At 42.8% G+C, this 15,880-nt stretch carries 15 protein-coding genes; 6 read left to right on the top strand and 9 right to left on the bottom strand.

The annotated features are described in order from the left end of the window. Nucleotides 1-147 precede the first annotated feature (147 nt). Complete coding sequence (gene norR, locus AABI99_RS05170; RefSeq protein WP_338364086.1) at nucleotides 148-1,704, top strand: nitric oxide reductase transcriptional regulator NorR; 1,557 nt, start codon at nucleotides 148-150, stop codon at nucleotides 1,702-1,704. Here norR and AABI99_RS05175 read toward each other — a convergent pair. Further along, entirely contained in the window at nucleotides 1,697-2,596 is a 900-nt protein-coding gene (locus tag AABI99_RS05175) for a LysR family transcriptional regulator (protein WP_338364088.1), read from the bottom strand. The two genes, norR and AABI99_RS05175, sit on opposite strands and share 8 nt — an antisense overlap. Nucleotides 2,597-2,715: 119 nt before the next feature. On the opposite strand from AABI99_RS05175, the gene AABI99_RS05180 reads away from it, so the two are divergent. After that, nucleotides 2,716-3,282 (top strand): NAD(P)H-dependent oxidoreductase, encoded by a 567-nt coding sequence (locus tag AABI99_RS05180; RefSeq protein ID WP_338364090.1) that lies wholly within the window; start codon nucleotides 2,716-2,718, stop codon nucleotides 3,280-3,282. 3 nt (nucleotides 3,283-3,285) lie between these two features. Here AABI99_RS05180 and AABI99_RS05185 read toward each other — a convergent pair whose 3' ends face one another. Beyond that, a complete protein-coding gene (locus tag AABI99_RS05185) occupies nucleotides 3,286-3,729 on the bottom strand; it encodes a TerB family tellurite resistance protein (protein WP_338364092.1) in 444 nt (147 codons plus the stop codon). 98 nt (nucleotides 3,730-3,827) lie between these two features. Here AABI99_RS05185 and AABI99_RS05190 point away from each other — a divergent pair, with 98 nt between their 5' ends. Next, nucleotides 3,828-4,202: a hypothetical protein gene (locus tag AABI99_RS05190; RefSeq protein ID WP_338364093.1), complete on the top strand. Its 375-nt coding sequence runs from the start codon at nucleotides 3,828-3,830 to the stop codon at nucleotides 4,200-4,202. Between the two features lies 1 nt (nucleotide 4,203). Here the strand turns inward: AABI99_RS05190 and AABI99_RS05195 are convergent, their stop codons facing one another. Then, nucleotides 4,204-4,797, bottom strand: coding sequence for a hypothetical protein (locus AABI99_RS05195; protein WP_338364095.1), 594 nt, complete (start codon nucleotides 4,795-4,797; stop codon nucleotides 4,204-4,206). Nucleotides 4,798-4,840: 43 nt separating this feature from the next. Beyond that, nucleotides 4,841-5,827 carry a hypothetical protein gene (locus AABI99_RS05200; protein WP_338364097.1) on the bottom strand — a complete coding sequence of 329 codons (987 nt, stop codon included), beginning with the start codon at nucleotides 5,825-5,827 and terminating at the stop codon, nucleotides 4,841-4,843. A gap of 350 nt (nucleotides 5,828-6,177) precedes the next feature. Between AABI99_RS05200 and AABI99_RS05205 the strand changes: the two genes are divergently transcribed. Then, a complete protein-coding gene (locus tag AABI99_RS05205; RefSeq protein ID WP_338364100.1) occupies nucleotides 6,178-7,689 on the top strand; it encodes a DUF3360 family protein in 1,512 nt (503 codons plus the stop codon). 83 nt (nucleotides 7,690-7,772) lie between these two features. Here the strand turns inward: AABI99_RS05205 and leuD are convergent, their stop codons facing one another. The 5 genes from leuD to fabR form a co-directional block, all read right to left on the bottom strand. Then, entirely contained in the window at nucleotides 7,773-8,372 is a 600-nt protein-coding gene (gene leuD, locus AABI99_RS05210; RefSeq protein WP_338364102.1) for a 3-isopropylmalate dehydratase small subunit, read from the bottom strand. After that, complete coding sequence (leuC, locus tag AABI99_RS05215) at nucleotides 8,372-9,772, bottom strand: 3-isopropylmalate dehydratase large subunit (protein ID WP_338364104.1); 1,401 nt, start codon at nucleotides 9,770-9,772, stop codon at nucleotides 8,372-8,374. Before leuC ends, leuD begins: the two co-directional genes overlap by 1 nt. A gap of 54 nt (nucleotides 9,773-9,826) precedes the next feature. Further along, nucleotides 9,827-10,903, bottom strand: coding sequence for a 3-isopropylmalate dehydrogenase (leuB, locus tag AABI99_RS05220; RefSeq protein ID WP_338364106.1), 1,077 nt, complete (start codon nucleotides 10,901-10,903; stop codon nucleotides 9,827-9,829). Then, entirely contained in the window at nucleotides 10,900-12,453 is a 1,554-nt protein-coding gene (leuA, locus tag AABI99_RS05225; RefSeq protein ID WP_338364109.1) for a 2-isopropylmalate synthase, read from the bottom strand. Before leuA ends, leuB begins: the two co-directional genes overlap by 4 nt. Nucleotides 12,454-12,856: 403 nt before the next feature. After that, on the bottom strand, nucleotides 12,857-13,477 hold the full coding sequence (gene fabR, locus AABI99_RS05230; RefSeq protein WP_338364111.1) for an HTH-type transcriptional repressor FabR: 621 nt from the start codon (nucleotides 13,475-13,477) through the stop codon (nucleotides 12,857-12,859). Nucleotides 13,478-13,604: 127 nt separating this feature from the next. Here fabR and AABI99_RS05235 point away from each other — a divergent pair, with 127 nt between their 5' ends. Beyond that, entirely contained in the window at nucleotides 13,605-14,738 is a 1,134-nt protein-coding gene (locus AABI99_RS05235) for a fatty acid desaturase (protein ID WP_338364113.1), read from the top strand. A 12-nt stretch (nucleotides 14,739-14,750) separates the two neighbouring features. After that, nucleotides 14,751-15,880, top strand: a 1,130-nt coding sequence (sthA, locus tag AABI99_RS05240) for a Si-specific NAD(P)(+) transhydrogenase (protein WP_338364116.1), incomplete at its 3' end; no start/stop codon positions are given.

The raw sequence follows: 15,880 nt of genomic DNA on the forward strand, positions 1-15,880 counted from the left end.
ACCATTAACGTTACTTAGCTATTACACATAGTGTGCCAATAAAATAAGACACTAATATTCAGTAATTTAAATATAAACACTTTACAAAAAGAGTCTTTATGACACACTCTAATTTAAATCATAAAAACACGAATAGGTCATTTTGACATGAACCAACAATTCAACCTTACCCAAGTGGCTTTAGAGCTTGCCCAAAGCACGCTGCACGAGCACAGTTTTGATCAATTATTGGCAACGGTTGAACGTGTAATACCTAGTGATGCCAGTGCATTACTAGTACTACAAGGTGAGCAACTTAAGCCCTTAGCTATTAAAGGGCTAATGCCCGACAGCCTTGGTAGGCGCTTTAAAATAGCAGAGCACCCACGATTAGCGGCCATTTGTAGTGCAAGCCACGCATTACAATTTGCACACGACTGCCCCCTGCCCGACCCATACGACGGCCTACTGCTGGCCAAAACGGGCGATATTCCTGTGCATGCTTGCTTAGGTTTACCCCTTCACGATAAAAGCACTTTGCTAGGCGTACTTACTTTCGATAGCCTTAATGCAAACGCTTTTAGCGAAATTAGCGCTGATACACTAAACACCTTACAAACCCTATGTAGCGCGCACTTTAAAACAGCCCTGGAGCTTACCCATTACAAACATCATGCCCAGCATTCCAACGCCCTTGTACAAGCACTAACGCACGATGCACTTACTCGCGATGGCGGTGAAATAATTGGCCAAAGCCCAGTAATGCAAACGCTTAAAAATGAAATAAAACTTGTTGCTGCCTCTAACTTTAGTGTATTGGTGTTAGGAGAAACGGGCGTAGGGAAAGAGCTAGTAGCGCGTAATATTCACTTAAATTCTGCCCGAAAAGATCAACCGCTGATTCACTTAAATTGTGCCTCACTCCCCGAAAACCTTGCAGAGAGTGAGTTTTTTGGCCACGCCAAAGGCTCATTTACTGGCGCACAAAATGCCCGCCAAGGTAAGTTTCAGCTAGCAGATGGCGGCACGTTATTTTTAGACGAAATTGGCGAGCTGCCATTGGCTATGCAAAGCAAACTATTACGGGTGTTGCAAAGTGGTGAAATACAAACAGTGGGAGAAGACACGCCAAAATATGTAGATGTAAGGGTAATAGCAGCTACCAACCGTGATTTAAAACATGAGGTAGCGCAAGGCCGCTTTAGAGCCGATTTATACCACCGTTTAAGTGTTTATCCTATCACCGTGCCACCACTTAATAAGCGCGAACACGACATAACCTTGCTTGCTGGTTATTTTATTGAGCAAACCGCCCGAAAGTTAGGCATCAAACAACTTAAGTTCAGCACGGGTGCGCAAGCGTTGCTCAATCAATATGAATGGCCAGGTAATGTACGCGAACTAGAACATGTTATTAGCCGCAGCGCGTTAAAGGCCAAGCAAAGCCAGTGGCAAAACCCCATAGTAACGATTACTAAAGAGCACTGCGATTTAACCCCGCAGATAAACAGCACTGCGCAAATTAGCACACCACCTATCGCCCACACTACCCGTCATCAGCCCTTAAAACAGGCCGTTGAATCTCTGCAATTTTCGGTTATTACTGAGCAATTAAAGCAGCATAATTATAATTGGGCAGCTACTGCACGAGTGCTTGAACTCGACAGAGCCAATCTAGTAAGGCTTGCTAAACGCTTAGGTATTAAAGTTAAAAAAGCTATTTAGCGTGCGGCGTGGTACTAAAGTAGCTTTTTAATAACCTAGCAAAAGCTTGCACTTTAGCCGTGCGGTGTACCAAATGATGAGTAACCAACCAAGAGTCAAACTCCCAATGCAGTTGGTCATGAAGTATTGGGATTAGATCGGGGTTACCCTTAACAGCACTTTGGTGCAAGCCACCAATACCTAAACCTTTTATAACTGCGCGCGCTGCTTCAGAGGTTTCTGACACACGTAATTTTATTTGCGACTGTGGAATAAACTCATCAACCCAGCCAAAGTAAGGTACACGGGCATTAAACCCTGCCACACCTGATACAAAATTATGTTGTTTTAAGTCATCTAAAGTTTTAGGCATACCGTGTTTAGCAATGTAACGTTTGTGAGCATATAAGCCAGCCGATAATGTAGCTAAGTGCTGCGCTATATAATCACCCTCGTCGGGTTTAGGGCCAACTCGTAAAGCAATATGCGCTTGTCCGTGGTCAAGCCTTAAGCGCTTTTGCTCTAAAATCACCTCTAATTGTACTTGTGGGTGCAATGTTTGAAACTGCTCACACACAGTACTCAGCATATCCATAAAACCACTTACCGTGGTAAGTAGTAAGCTACCTCTTAGCTCGCTGTCGGCCGCAGCAATTGCGTTGTGTAAACCTTCGAGTGAGTTATCGATTGCTTGCGCGGTTTCAAATAGCTTAGCGCCACTTTCAGTTACTTTATAACCGCGCGCATGGCGATGAAATAGCCTTACAGTTAAGTTTTTTTCTAGGTTATTAATACGCCTGAGCACAGTACTGTGGTGCACATTTAAACTCTCTGCCGCAGCCGTGAGTGTACCAAGCCTTGCCACTTCAAAAGCCACTTTCACGTCTTGCCAATCATCAAATTTTACTGCCACACCTTCTCGCCTTTTACTTATGTGCGTATATGCACATAAGTGTTGCGTTTATTCGGGTTTTCTACAAGTAAAAATTTGCTACATTAATTGCGTAACTCAAACTTTAAAAGGTCATTACCATGTCAGCACCAAAAATTATCGCCCTTGCGGGGAGCCTACGTAAAGATAGCTTTAATCAAAAACTCATTAACGAAGCAGCTCGTTTTGCTCTACAAACCGGTGCCGAGGTGGAAGTCATTACACTCGCCGATTTAGATTTACCCATTTTTAGCGAAGACATTGAAGCGCAAGGCGTACCATCTGACGCTCAACGTTTAAAAGATAAACTACGAAATGCAGACGGTATTTTGCTGGCGAGCCCAGAGTACAACGGCTCTATAACTGCGGCGCTTAAAAATGCAATTGATTGGGCATCACGTACTGAGCAAGGCGCAGTGCCTGCATTTCGCAATAAAGTAGTGGCGTTATTTGCTACATCACCGGGTGGCTTAGGCGGCCTGCGCGGTTTAAACCATGTACGTGATATTTTAAGTGGTATTGGCTCGTTAGTTCTTGCTGATCAGCTTGCTGTACCTTCGGCCTTTACGGTATTTGACGAGCATGGAAAAATCAGTGATCCAACTACAGCTGAAAAAGTGAGTGCATTAACGCAGCAGCTTGTTTCTGTTGCTAGTAAATTAAGTTAATGCTTACGATTGTGTCGCTGCTAATTTAGCAGCGATAAAATCAGTATGCGCTACATATAAAAGCCCAGCTACTTTACGTATTACGTACTCTTCTTGCGGGTCTATTTCGCCATCTGCATACGCTAGGCGCCATAATAGCTCAATTATTTCAATGCGCTGTGACGCACTGCAATGATCGTTAATTTGCTTAGAAAATTGAAAGTAATCAATCGCCCCATCTAAGCTACCTGCGGCATTGGTGGTTAGCTCATCAACTTCTGATTCTGTTAAATTAAAGTATTTTTTTAAGGTTACAGTCAGGGTGTGTTGTTCATTATGGTCAAGCTTAGAATCAGCACGCATTACTTCGATAAGTAGTGCAGCAACGGCTGTTTTTAGATCATGCTGCTCTATGCTTGGCTGTTGCTCGTCAAAAGCGGCAAACAGTTGTTTTATTTGTTTGAACATCACATATTCTCTTTTTGGGTGTTAGACTTAACTTAAATACTTTGTACTTAATACTTTATTAATGGGTATTAAGTTCGCAAATTAAAGGATCCATTTTTATGAAAGGCTTATACACACCGCATTTAGTTGCTGGCGCTGCATTGCTAGCCTTTTCTGGTATAGGGAGCGCCTTTGCAGAAGTAGGCGAAAAAGAAAAGTCATACGACTTTGATAACAAAGTACATTACTACCAAACCAAAATTGGTGAAGACAACTACAAAATAGAAATACAATCTGACGATTACAAACACTTTGCTAATCAAAGTATGTTTTTACTGCGCCACGCAGACAGGCTATGCCGCGGCAGAACCTTTATGTTAAAAGTACTAAAAGGCGTGCAAGAGTACGAACGTTTTCCTACTAAGCCACGCCCTTATCAACCTCCGCTGAGCGTTTTATTGCAGTGTGATGCCCCCGAAAAAAAAGAAAACTAATTTATTTTTCGTAGCCCCAAGGCGCTGCGGGCGGGGTAATTGGTTTAGTTAAATCAAAGTCCACCTTAAACTCGCGCCCTTGTCGAATTAGCCTATAAGTAAACACCTCAGGGTAAATATACATTTGCCATGTATTACCTGCCGACTGCGCAATACCTTGTGCTACAAATAATTCTTTAGAGTATTGATCGGCTGGAAAAGACTGCATTTGTGCAAAACCCGCATCAAGGGTGTGACCGCCATACATAGTTGAGGCATCGTCGCTACCATCTTTATGGCGATGATCGTGCTTTAAGCTCAAACCACTCCCTGTTTTAGTAATGATCCACGTACGTGATGCATCATCTCCCACATGAAATGGAACTTGCAGCTCGCTATCTGTACATTTACGTACATGCATGATTAGCTTTTTATTCTCAAATGAGCTTGGGCCTTTTGCGTTATCTACACTTACCTTGCCCTCAAACGCTTTGCCACAGCGCGCCGCAATATTATTAAAAAACGCATCATGTGTAGGTATAGACACCAAAGGCGCAGGGCGCGCAATAGCCGCTGATGAGGCAAATAACAATGTTGCTGCCGTTAATAGTTTCATAAAGTACTCTTATAATAGTTTTTTAATACCATAGCGGTTTAAGCTAATAATGGGAAATAGCTGCGGTGAGTGGCTTTTCTGCTCTGTTTTTCATTAATGTTAAAAGTGAATGATGGAAGTCTTGAAAAATTACCTCACCCCATATTCGTGAATAAACACCAAAATTTGTATTATCTTGCACAGTCGTTTTTAAAGTTAAAATTGTATTGCCGCTTTTATCTTCACTTAACTCATACCCACCATAAAGAGGTGAAAAGTATTCCCCGCCTAGTTTTACGTGTTTATCGAGTGCGTCATCGGGGATAGCATTTGGGTCTATCTCAAATCTGTAAAGCATCTGTTTATTTGGCTGCCAATCCGTAATCACTTCCTTAAATATAACCCCTTTTTGCCATTTACTGGTTCTAACAGCCCCAACACCCGTAGCATTCATATTTGCCTCTAAAGGTTTAGGTACACCTATTAATTGAGTGAGTGAAAATGGTAATTCTTGTGGTGCTATGGTGCTGACATTTGCAAGTTGCTGCCATACACGATTTATAGGCGCTTCAATAATTATAGAGTTGGTAACTTCGTACATTCTTGATAAGTGTAAATAATTTACCTCAATAGGTGAGAGCAATACAGGAAGTAAAGCTATTGAAAGTAAAGAACGGTTAGCGTTTTTTGTTTTACGATTTTTAATAAAGCCTGCCAGTAAACCGCCGATACTTGCAAAGAGCATAAAGGCAGGCAAAGCCATTGCCACACAAATACTGCCTTCAAGTAACGTAATAACACTCACAAGTAAAAAAACAAAAATTGGCTGCCAAGCAATGGTCACCATTTGCCTTTTAGTTAATGTATTTGAGCTTTTAAATTCAAAATGAATACGAATATAGCCAATTGCAACAGGCACTAAAAACATAAAGGAAATAGACACCAAGCTACTTAAATTATATGAATCAAGTAGCTCTAAAAACAGCCGCATAAATATGCCGTAAAGCGTGCCGAGTAAAATACCTATTGATTTAGGGGATTGAATTTTCATTGTATTTCTTATTATTTGAGTAACTATTGAACCTAGCAAATGCACTATTTCAGTTCAATTAAAATACATAAATCACGACTTAGACTAAAGGATAACAGACCTGCATTTATAATTTACCATCTAATTAAAAAACACCAAAAACCACCTAACCGATTGATTTATATTCAAATAAAAATAAACACACTTTATAACTAAGAAAGCTAACTCATGGGCTAAGCGTTAAATTAAGCCATACACGACCTTTTGCCTATACATTCCTGAGTAAAAGCTGATCTACCCTGATCCTTCACTATTCATTTGCTTTAACAAAAGCCGTATTAATAAATAAGCAACGAGTAACAGGAGGGACTATGTCAGTAACCCCAAAGGGTAACGAGCCAGAAAAAACAAGCGCATCGCACGTAGATGATGCCAGCAGCTATCAAAATCAGCATAAAGCGAGTTCAGAATTTACTACCCGCAACGAATACCTAGAGCACGAGCTACAAATTATGCAGCCTAAGCGTTGGCGGCCTAATTTACCGTTTAGAGACTACCGCTTTGAATTTGAAGACACTATTCCAGCTATGGCGGGCACCATTGGTAAGGTCGTTATGGTGGGGGCTATTGCCGCTACTTTTGCAGCGCCGCTGGGTTTAAGCGATGCATTTGTGTTAGAAAACGTACGCTATGAATTACTCATTGTTTCTATTTTTATTATTTTGTTTTCGGGCTTTATTTTACCAACGGCTAACTTAGCCGGTACTCACGGTCCGCTCATTCCTCTTATTCCTATTGTGGTTGCCGCTGGCGGTCACCCTATGGCATTTGGCTTACTCATTGGTGCTTTTGGCTTTATTTTGGCCATAACTAAAGGAGGGAGCTTGCTGGCACGCTTAACGAGTAAAGGGGTGTGCGGGGGCTTACTTATATATTTAGGCTTTATTGGGACTATTTCGCAGGTTAAAAAGTTGTTTGCATGGGCTGAAGGCATTGATATGGCGCACATTGCATTTATTGTTATTTTGGCGACCATTTTATTGTATGCGTTACTTGAGCATTTTAAAAAGCGCTGGCTAGCTGTGCCGCTTAGCTGCCTTATTGGCGGTGGAGTTGCTTTTGCGCTCGGTGCCCCGTTTGAATTTAATACCGCGCCAGGCTTACCAAATATGAACCCAGCTTATTGGTGGGGCGAAAACACAGGTTGGATGTTGGGCCTACCAACACTTGAAAGCTTTGTGGTTGTGCTGCCGTTTGCGGTACTGGCTGTCGCTATGTGGTCACCGGATTTTTTAGGGCATCAAGTTTTTCAAAAAATTAGTTACCCGCAGCGCACTGAAAAAGTTCAAATGAATATAGACGACACCATGCTAAGCGCATCGGTTAGGCAGACCTTTGGCTCACTTGCCGGTGGTGCTAACTTTACCTCATCGTGGGGGACTTACATTGTCCCTGCCGCTATTGCTAAACGCCCAATTCCGGCGGGCGCCATTTTAACAGCCGTATTTTGTATTATTGCAGGTTTATGGGGCTACCCGATGGATTTAGCCATTTGGCAACCCGTGCTGTGTGTTGCGCTTATTGTTGGTGTGTTTATTCCGCTGCTTGAGGCGGGTATGGAAATGACACGCGAAGGTAAAACAACGCAATCGGCCGCTATTGTGGTATTTGCCTCAAGCTTGGTTAACCCTGCTTTTGGTTGGTCACTAACTATGCTGCTTGATAACTTGGGCTTAATAGGCTGTAAAGAGCGCAGTGCTAATTTAACTAAAATGAGCCGCTGGGTTATTCCGCTAATTATGTTTGTTATTTTAACTACCGTTATGGCTATTGTTGGTATGCTGCCAGGTATACCTGCGCTAATGGCAGATTTTAGACATTAATAATTAGAAAACTTAAACATAAAAAAAGCGCGGCTTATATACTCAGCCGCGCTTTGTTTTCATATGTAATTAATTGCTTTTCGTTACTGCCAAGGGCGCTCAGCAGCAAGTTGTTTTTCAAACGCATCAATTTGTGGATTTAGCGTTTCGGTCACACCAATAAAATCTAAGCCACTTAATAAACGCTCTTTTACGTCTTTACGAATATCAAAACTAATTGGCGCAAACTTATCGCTTGTTAGTGTTTGGTTTTCAAGATCAATTTGAATGTTTATATCGTCTTGTTGCTCACTAAGTACAAACAATTGCTCAAGCGTATCAGCGGGTAGCGCAATGGCTAACATTTGGTTGTTGCCACAGTTATTAAAGAAAATATCAGCAAAGCTTTCTGCTAAAATTACTTCAAAACCATATTGCTTAAGTGCCCACGGTGCATGCTCGCGTGATGAGCCACAACCAAAGTTGTCGCGGGTTAATAATATTTGCGCGCCTCGGTAACATGGGCGGTTTAAAATAAAATCAGGATTTGGTTCGCCGTTTTCTAGGTAACGCCAATCGTAAAACAGTGCAGCATCAAAACCATCACGGCTAGTTGATGTTAAAAACTGCTTAGGAATAATTTGGTCTGTATCTACATTGTTTTTATCAAGTGGGGCCATTAAGCCACTAAAAAATACGCTCATTAGGCTTCTCCTCTTATATCAACAAAGTGACCATGTATTGCAGCAGCGGCTGCCATTGCAGGGCTTACTAAATGTGTACGCCCGCCACGGCCTTGGCGGCCTTCAAAGTTACGGTTAGACGTAGATGCACAGCGCTTGCCTGCTTCTAAGCGGTCGTCGTTCATTGCTAAGCACATTGAACAGCCTGGCTCGCGCCATTCAAAACCTGCCGCTTTAAAAATATCGGCTAAGCCTTCGTCTTCGGCTTGCTTTTTAACAAGGCCTGAGCCCGGTACGATTAACGCTTCTATGCCAGCCACTACCTGTTTGCCTTCAACAATTTTTGCCGCGGCACGTAAATCTTCAATACGGCTATTAGTACACGAGCCAATAAATACTGTATCTACTTTTGCGCTTGATAATTTATCGCCCGCTTTTAAGTCCATGTATTTAAGCGCACTGCGTATAGCATCGGCTTTAATTAAATCAGGTTCTTGATCAGGATCGGGTATGCATTCATCAACGCCAATTACTTGCTCTGGGCTTGTGCCCCACGTAATTTGCGGCTGAATGTTGTCGGCTTCAAGCTCAACAACCAAGTCAAACTCAGCACCTTCATCTGATTTTAAGGTTTCCCAGTATTCAACTGCGGCGTCAAAGTCAGCGCCTTTAGGTGCAAATGGGCGACCTTTTAAGTAATCATACGTAATTTGATCTGGTGCTATTAAACCTGCTTTTGCACCCATTTCAATACTCATATTACATAGTGTCATACGGGCTTCCATTGAAAGTGCTTCAATGCCTTCACCACAAAATTCAGCAACATAGCCTGTGCCACCAGCGGTGCCTAGCTTGCCAATAACCGCCATAATTAAATCTTTAGAGGTGACAGTTGGGCGAAGCACACCGTTAATTTGAATTTTTAACGACTTTGCCTTTTTTTGCTGTAGCGTTTGCGTTGCTAATACATGCTCAACCTCAGACGTACCAATACCGTGTGCTAATGCGCCAAACGCGCCATGCGTAGAGGTATGGCTATCACCACATACAATGGTAGTGCCTGGCAGGGTAATACCTTGTTCAGGCCCCATGACATGCACTATGCCTTGGTTAATTGAGTTTAAATCGTAAAGTACAATACCAAACTCTTTACAGTTTGCATCTAGCGCCATTAACTGGTTTTTAGATACTTCGCTTGCGGCATCAAGTGATCGGCTTTTAGTCGATACATTATGATCCATCGTTGCAAAGGTTTTTTCTGGGCAACGTACTTTACGGTTTTTTTCACGTAGGCCCGCAAAGGCCTGCGGTGATGTCACCTCGTGTACTAAATGACGGTCAATATAAAGTAAATCAGTTTGCTCGTTTATACTGGCAACGGTATGTGCTTGCCAAATTTTGTCGTATAACGTTTGGGCCACTTGCTAATTCCCTACTTTGTTAAGTCGCAACATAACGGTGCTGCGATTTATATATTAAATACGTGAAACGATGGCTGCTGCCACATCGCTTGTGCTGTATCCACCCTGTGGGTAGATATCTGGCGTGCCAACGCCTGCTTCTACAGCTTCGGCTACGGCTTTTTCAATGGTGCGCGCTGCTTCGTCTTGCCCCAATGAGTAACGTAGCATTAGTGCAGCACTTAAAATTTGTGCAATCGGGTTTGCAACGCCTTTACCAGCAATATCAGGAGCGGAGCCGCCGGCTGGCTCGTACAAACCAAAGCCCGATTGATTCAAGCTTGCCGATGGTAATAAGCCCATAGAGCCTGTGATCATTGCACATTCATCTGACAAAATATCACCAAATAAGTTATCGCAAAGAAGTACGTCAAACTGACTAGGCTGTTTAACTAACTGCATTGCGGCGTTATCTACATATATGTAATCAAGGCTTACTTCTGGGTAGTCTTTACTTACTTCGGTAACTACTTCGCGCCATAACACGCTTGATGCAAGTACATTTGCTTTATCTACCGAGGTGACATGGTTACTACGTAATTTTGCCGCTTCAAAGGCAAAGCGAGCAATGCGTTCAATTTCTTTACGTGAGTATGTTTGTTTATCAAATGCGGCTTCTTCAGCACCCTCTCCACTTCGGCCTTTTTCGCCAAAGTAAATACCGCCTGTAAGCTCGCGCACACATAAAATATCAAAGCCTTTTTCGCTAATATCAGCACGTAATGGCGATGCTGCACTCAGTGCGGGTAAAAGCTGTGCTGGGCGTAAGTTACAAAACAAACCAAAGTGCTTACGAAGTGGTAAAAGCGATGCACGCTCAGGTTGCTCGTTTGGTGGTAGGTTTTCCCACTTAGGGCCACCTACTGAACCAAATAAAATGGCATCGGCGTTTTCACACGCGCTTAGTGTTTTTGGTGGTAATGCTTCACCAAATTCATCAATGGCTGCACCACCAATAGCATGATGCTGACGGTTCAGGGTAAAACCAAACTTATTGCTAACAGCATCAAGTACCAGCTCTGCTGCTGCCATTACTTCTGGGCCAATGCCGTCGCCTGCTAATACGGCAACGCTGTAGTTTGTTTTACTCATCCTGCTTTCCTTTGTTGTTTTAAATCAGACACTTTTTGTGCACGATAAATTAAGTTGTAAACACGGATCATGGCGCGTACCGACGCCTCTACCACATCCGCAGCAATACCCGCACCGTGATAAGGGCGGCCATCGTATTTAGCAATAATGTTTACTTGACCAAGCGAGCTTGCGCCTTGGCCAGTGGCTTCTAAATTGTATTCAATCATTTCAACGCTCATACCAGTTAAGCGCTCAATAGCCGCAAACGACGCTTCAACCGGGCCATTACCTGTAGCAGCTTCTTGTTTCGCTTCGCCATCAATTAACATCCCAATGGTAGAGCTGGCTACCGACTGTGAGTTAGACGCTGAGTTTACAAACTCTAATTGGTATTTTTCGTCTTTATCGTTAATTTGATTAAAGTAAATCATGGCTTCAAGGTCGTAATCGTATACGGTGCCTTTTTGATCAGCTAACGCTAAAAAGCTCTCGTATAGGCTGTCCATATCGTAATCAGCTTGTTGATAACCTAACTCTTCTAAGCGATGCTCAATAACATGACGGCCCGAACGCGAGGTCATATTTAATTGGTTATTTGGCACACCAACGCTTTCTGGCGACATAATCTCATAAGTATTTTGTGCTTTTAATACGCCGTCTTGGTGAATGCCCGAGCTATGTGCAAAAGCGTTTTCGCCCACAATGGCCTTATTTGGCTGTACCGGCATATTGCATATTTTTGCCACTTGGCGAGATGCGCGATAAATTTCTTCGCTTTTAATATCGGTATGTACGTTTAAGTGGTCTTTACGCATTTTCATGATCATCGCCACTTCTTCAAGCGAACAGTTACCCGCACGCTCACCAATACCATTTATTGTACATTCAATTTGGCGAGCACCCGCTTGCACTGCGGCAACCGAGTTAGCCACAGCTAAACCTAAATCGTTGTGGCAATGCACACTTAAACGTGCTTTATCTATATTTGGCACGTTATTCATTAAATGGCTGATCATCGCGGCGTATTCGTCTGGCGTTACAAAACCAACGGTATCGGGTAAATTAATAGTAGAGGCACCGGCGTTAATTGCCTGCTCAACAATTTTACATAAATCCCAATGCGGCGTACGTCCGGCATCTTCACACGAAAACTCTACATCATCTGTGTAGTTACGCGCTAATTTGATTGACTTAACCGCCATGGCCGTTGCATCGTCTAGGCTCATGCGTAATTTATGTTCAAGGTGCAAAGGGCTTGTAGCAATAAAAGTATGAATACGGCTTTGCTGTGCTGTGCGAAGTGCCTCACCACAGGCTTCTATGTCTTTTGCTACTGAACGTGCTAAACCACAAATAATTGGGCCTTTAACCTCGGTTGCAATACGTTGCACCGAGCGAAAGTCAGCAGGGCTCGAAACCGGAAAACCCACTTCCATCACATCCACGTTCAAGCGGCTAATAGTATGCGCTAACTGAATTTTATCGTCTTCTGTAAGGCTTGCTTTAAGCGCCTGCTCGCCATCACGTAAAGTGGTATCAAAAATCCATACTTTATCTTTGTCTTGCATAACTGCCCCTCATTCCTGTGTTACCCAAATTTCAATTTATCCCAGCCGCGAGATAATAAAAAACCCCGCAATTGCGGGGCTTTTAGTGTTTAACTCGATGCAAACACACTAATCCCCGCTCACTGACCATAGCAGTAAGAGGTTCAGTTTTAGTGTAATTAAACGAATATTTTGCATCTTGTTTCTTGTGTGTGTTCAGTGAGGCCTATTTTTAACATTACAACGCATCGGGTGCAAGCATAAATATTCCCTAAAAAGGTGTTTAAGGTTAGCCTTAAAGAATTATTTATACCTAAAAATAACTATTTGGGGTTTTTAATATCACCAATCTACTCACTAGAGCTTAAATTAATGTATTGAGTAAACTTGCGTGCTTAGATTAACTTATTGCTAATTTTTTAAACTATGTTGGATTATTTGACTCACGAATGTAATGCCCTGCACCGCGAGTAATATAACGTAATTGCCAAATAACCCGCTCAATGAGCTCTTCGCGTTGTTGCCCTTCTATATCGAGTGCTTCAGCGCCAGCATTAAATACCAGTGTAACCATGGCTTCGGCCTGAATATAAGCGTGGATTGAATCGCACTTAGTTTCGCTTTCTAAATAATGCGCAAGCTCTAAAATAAAGTGTTTTACCTCACGCGCAACGGCGGCTCTAAAGGCCTTTGAGGTGCCAGAACGCTCGCGTAGTAGTAATCTAAATTGGTTACTTGAGTTATCAATAAACTCCATAAAGGTAACAACCGAGGTAGTTATTACACTGCCGCCACTGGCTATACGTCTGCGTGCTTGGCGCATAAGCTGGCGAAGCGTTAAGCCTGCTTCGTCGACCATAGTTAAACCTAGCTCGTTCATATCTTTAAAGTGGCGATAAAAAGAGGTGGGGGCTATGCCTGCTTCACGGGCAACCTCGCGTAAGCTTAAATTAGAAAAACTATGATCAGCACTTAGCTGATTAAATGCCGCCTCAATTAAGGCTTGTCGTGTTTTTTGTTTCTGTTGCGCTCTAACACCCGACATCCACAGCTCCCTGAGTAATTTTATATGAAGTTTTAATGATAATTAGCCTAATTGTCTAGTCTAATACTTGACGCCAAGAGATTGAAACACTATTTTAGCTTACAGTTGTACGCTGAGAGTGAAAACGATGAATAAACCACCGATTATTTGGACAAACGTCCTATTTTTTAGCCTAACCTTTTTGGCGGCTGTCACACTTGTACCTTGGTACGGCATTAGTTACGGATTTACCAGCGCGCATTGGATTGCATTTGTAGGCTGTATGTTTTACGCAGGCCTATCTATCACTGCCGGATACCACCGATTATGGGCGCATAAGGCCTATAACGTTCACCCTGCAATAGAATTTATTTTTGCTCTTGGTGGCGCATTTGCTTTGCAAAACAGTGCACTACACTGGAGTAGCGATCACCGTATACACCACGGTCAAGTAGATGACCCAGTAAAAGACCCTTACGCCGCAACTAACGGTTTTTGGTACAGCCACATTGGCTGGATGCTTCGTGACTACCAAGGCGAAAGCTACGGCGATTACAGCAACTGCCGCGATTTACAGCGCAATAAAATTGTTATGTGGCAACATAAACACTACTTAAAGCTTGTTATAGCCATGAATGTCGGTTTACCGCTTGTACTTGGTTTATTGGTAGGTGATGTGTGGGGCATGTTATTACTAGCCGGTTTACTGCGCTTAGTATTGAGCCAGCACTTTACTTTTTTCATTAATTCACTGGCGCATATTTGGGGTTCACGCCCATACACAGAAAAAAACACCGCACGCGATAATGGCTTTTTAGCGTTATTTACTTATGGCGAGGGTTACCATAACTTCCATCATATTTTTGCAAGCGATTACCGTAACGGTATTAAGTGGTTTCATTACGATCCAACTAAATGGATGATTCGCTCTTTAGCAGCACTGGGGTTAGCCAGCAAATTAAAGCGTACGCCGGTTGAGCGCATAGAGAAAGCAAAGGCCGAAACCCTAATGAGCAAAACGCAAACGCGCCTTTCAAAATTGCCTTTAGCGCAAGATAAGCTTACATTATTACAACAAGAGTACGATTTACTGCTGAAAAAGCTGCAAAATTACTGTTCACTACAAAAACAAGTGTTAGAAGCGAAAAAAAATAACATGGCAAAGCAGTGTGAACAATCAGCATTAATGACACAATACCATGAGCTGGAAGCCGCCTGGGAAAATCAAAAACAGGCATGGCTAGCACTTAATGCGAGGTTATTAAAAGCCTCTTTTAATTAATTAGGAGTGGCTGTGGCCAAACAACCAGAACAAAAAAAAGCACCCGTAGTTTACCAATATGATGCAATAATTATTGGTACGGGCCCTGGCGGTGAAGGCACCGCCATGAACTTATCTAAAAACGATAAAAAAGTAGCGGTAATTGAGCGCCAACAAGCAGTTGGTGGTGGCTGTGTGCATTGGGGAACAATTCCTTCAAAAGCATTACGCCACTCTGTTAGCCGCTATATTGAATACAAAGCAAATCCACTTTTTAATGTTGGCGAGCGCCCTAGCCGCTTAACGTTTCCTGATATTTTAAGCCATGCAAGTTCTGTTATTTCTAAGCAGTCAAACTTACGTAGCAGCTTTTATGACCGTAATCGCATTCATATGTATCAAGGTGATGCGAGTTTTGTAGATAAACACACGGTTGAGATTAAGCGCCTTGATGGCTCAGCAGAGCGTATAACAGCAAAAACCATTGTAATTGCTACTGGTTCGCGCCCATATCGGCCACCAGAGGTCGACTTTAGCCATTCTCGTATTTACGACAGCGACACTATTTTAGGCCTAGAGCACGACCCACAACGCGTACTTATATACGGTGCGGGTGTTATTGGCTGTGAATACGCTTCTATATTTAAAGGCTTAGGCGCCAAGGTAGATTTAGTAAATACTCGCGACCGCTTGCTTGCCTTTATGGATGCAGAGATCTCTGACGCGCTTAGCTACCACTTTTGGAATAGCGGCATTGTTATTCGCCATAATGAAGAGTTTGACCGCGTAGAAACACGCTCAGATTGTGTGGTAATGCACTTAAAATCGGGCAAACGTGTAAAAGCCGACTGTATTTTGTTTGCTAATGGCCGTACAGGTAATACTGATACGCTAAACCTTGAAGCCATTGGTTTAAAAGCCGATGGCCGCGGCCAGCTTAAAGTCAACGAAATGTACCAAACTGAGGTAGATAACGTTTACGCAGTAGGTGATGTAATTGGCTACCCAAGCCTTGCCAGTGCAGCGTTTGATCAGGGCCGTATAGCTGCCGATGCAATTGCCTGTGGTAATTGCGAAGATAAGCTGATTATAGATATTCCAGCAGGTATTTATACCATTCCTGAAATGAGCTCAGTAGGTAAAACAGAGCAACAGCTAACCGC

The organism is uncultured Pseudoalteromonas sp., from assembly GCF_963922945.1.
In the GTDB taxonomy this organism is placed as follows: domain Bacteria; phylum Pseudomonadota; class Gammaproteobacteria; order Enterobacterales; family Alteromonadaceae; genus Pseudoalteromonas.

Excerpts from the sequence above, each read along its gene's own strand:
- AABI99_RS05190 (WP_338364093.1), top strand. The coding sequence starts at position 3,828 with ATGAAAGGCTTATACACACCGCATTTAGTTGCTGGCGCTGCATTGCTA.
- AABI99_RS05200 (WP_338364097.1), bottom strand. The coding sequence starts at position 5,827 with ATGAAAATTCAATCCCCTAAATCAATAGGTATTTTACTCGGCACGCTT.
- AABI99_RS05195 (WP_338364095.1), bottom strand. The coding sequence starts at position 4,797 with ATGAAACTATTAACGGCAGCAACATTGTTATTTGCCTCATCAGCGGCT.
- leuA (WP_338364109.1), bottom strand. The coding sequence starts at position 12,453 with ATGCAAGACAAAGATAAAGTATGGATTTTTGATACCACTTTACGTGAT.
- AABI99_RS05180 (WP_338364090.1), top strand. The coding sequence starts at position 2,716 with ATGTCAGCACCAAAAATTATCGCCCTTGCGGGGAGCCTACGTAAAGAT.
- leuB (WP_338364106.1), bottom strand. The coding sequence starts at position 10,903 with ATGAGTAAAACAAACTACAGCGTTGCCGTATTAGCAGGCGACGGCATT.
- norR (WP_338364086.1), top strand. The coding sequence starts at position 148 with ATGAACCAACAATTCAACCTTACCCAAGTGGCTTTAGAGCTTGCCCAA.
- fabR (WP_338364111.1), bottom strand. The coding sequence starts at position 13,477 with ATGTCGGGTGTTAGAGCGCAACAGAAACAAAAAACACGACAAGCCTTA.
- AABI99_RS05185 (WP_338364092.1), bottom strand. The coding sequence starts at position 3,729 with ATGTTCAAACAAATAAAACAACTGTTTGCCGCTTTTGACGAGCAACAG.
- leuD (WP_338364102.1), bottom strand. The coding sequence starts at position 8,372 with ATGAGCGTATTTTTTAGTGGCTTAATGGCCCCACTTGATAAAAACAAT.
- AABI99_RS05205 (WP_338364100.1), top strand. The coding sequence starts at position 6,178 with ATGTCAGTAACCCCAAAGGGTAACGAGCCAGAAAAAACAAGCGCATCG.
- AABI99_RS05235 (WP_338364113.1), top strand. The coding sequence starts at position 13,605 with ATGAATAAACCACCGATTATTTGGACAAACGTCCTATTTTTTAGCCTA.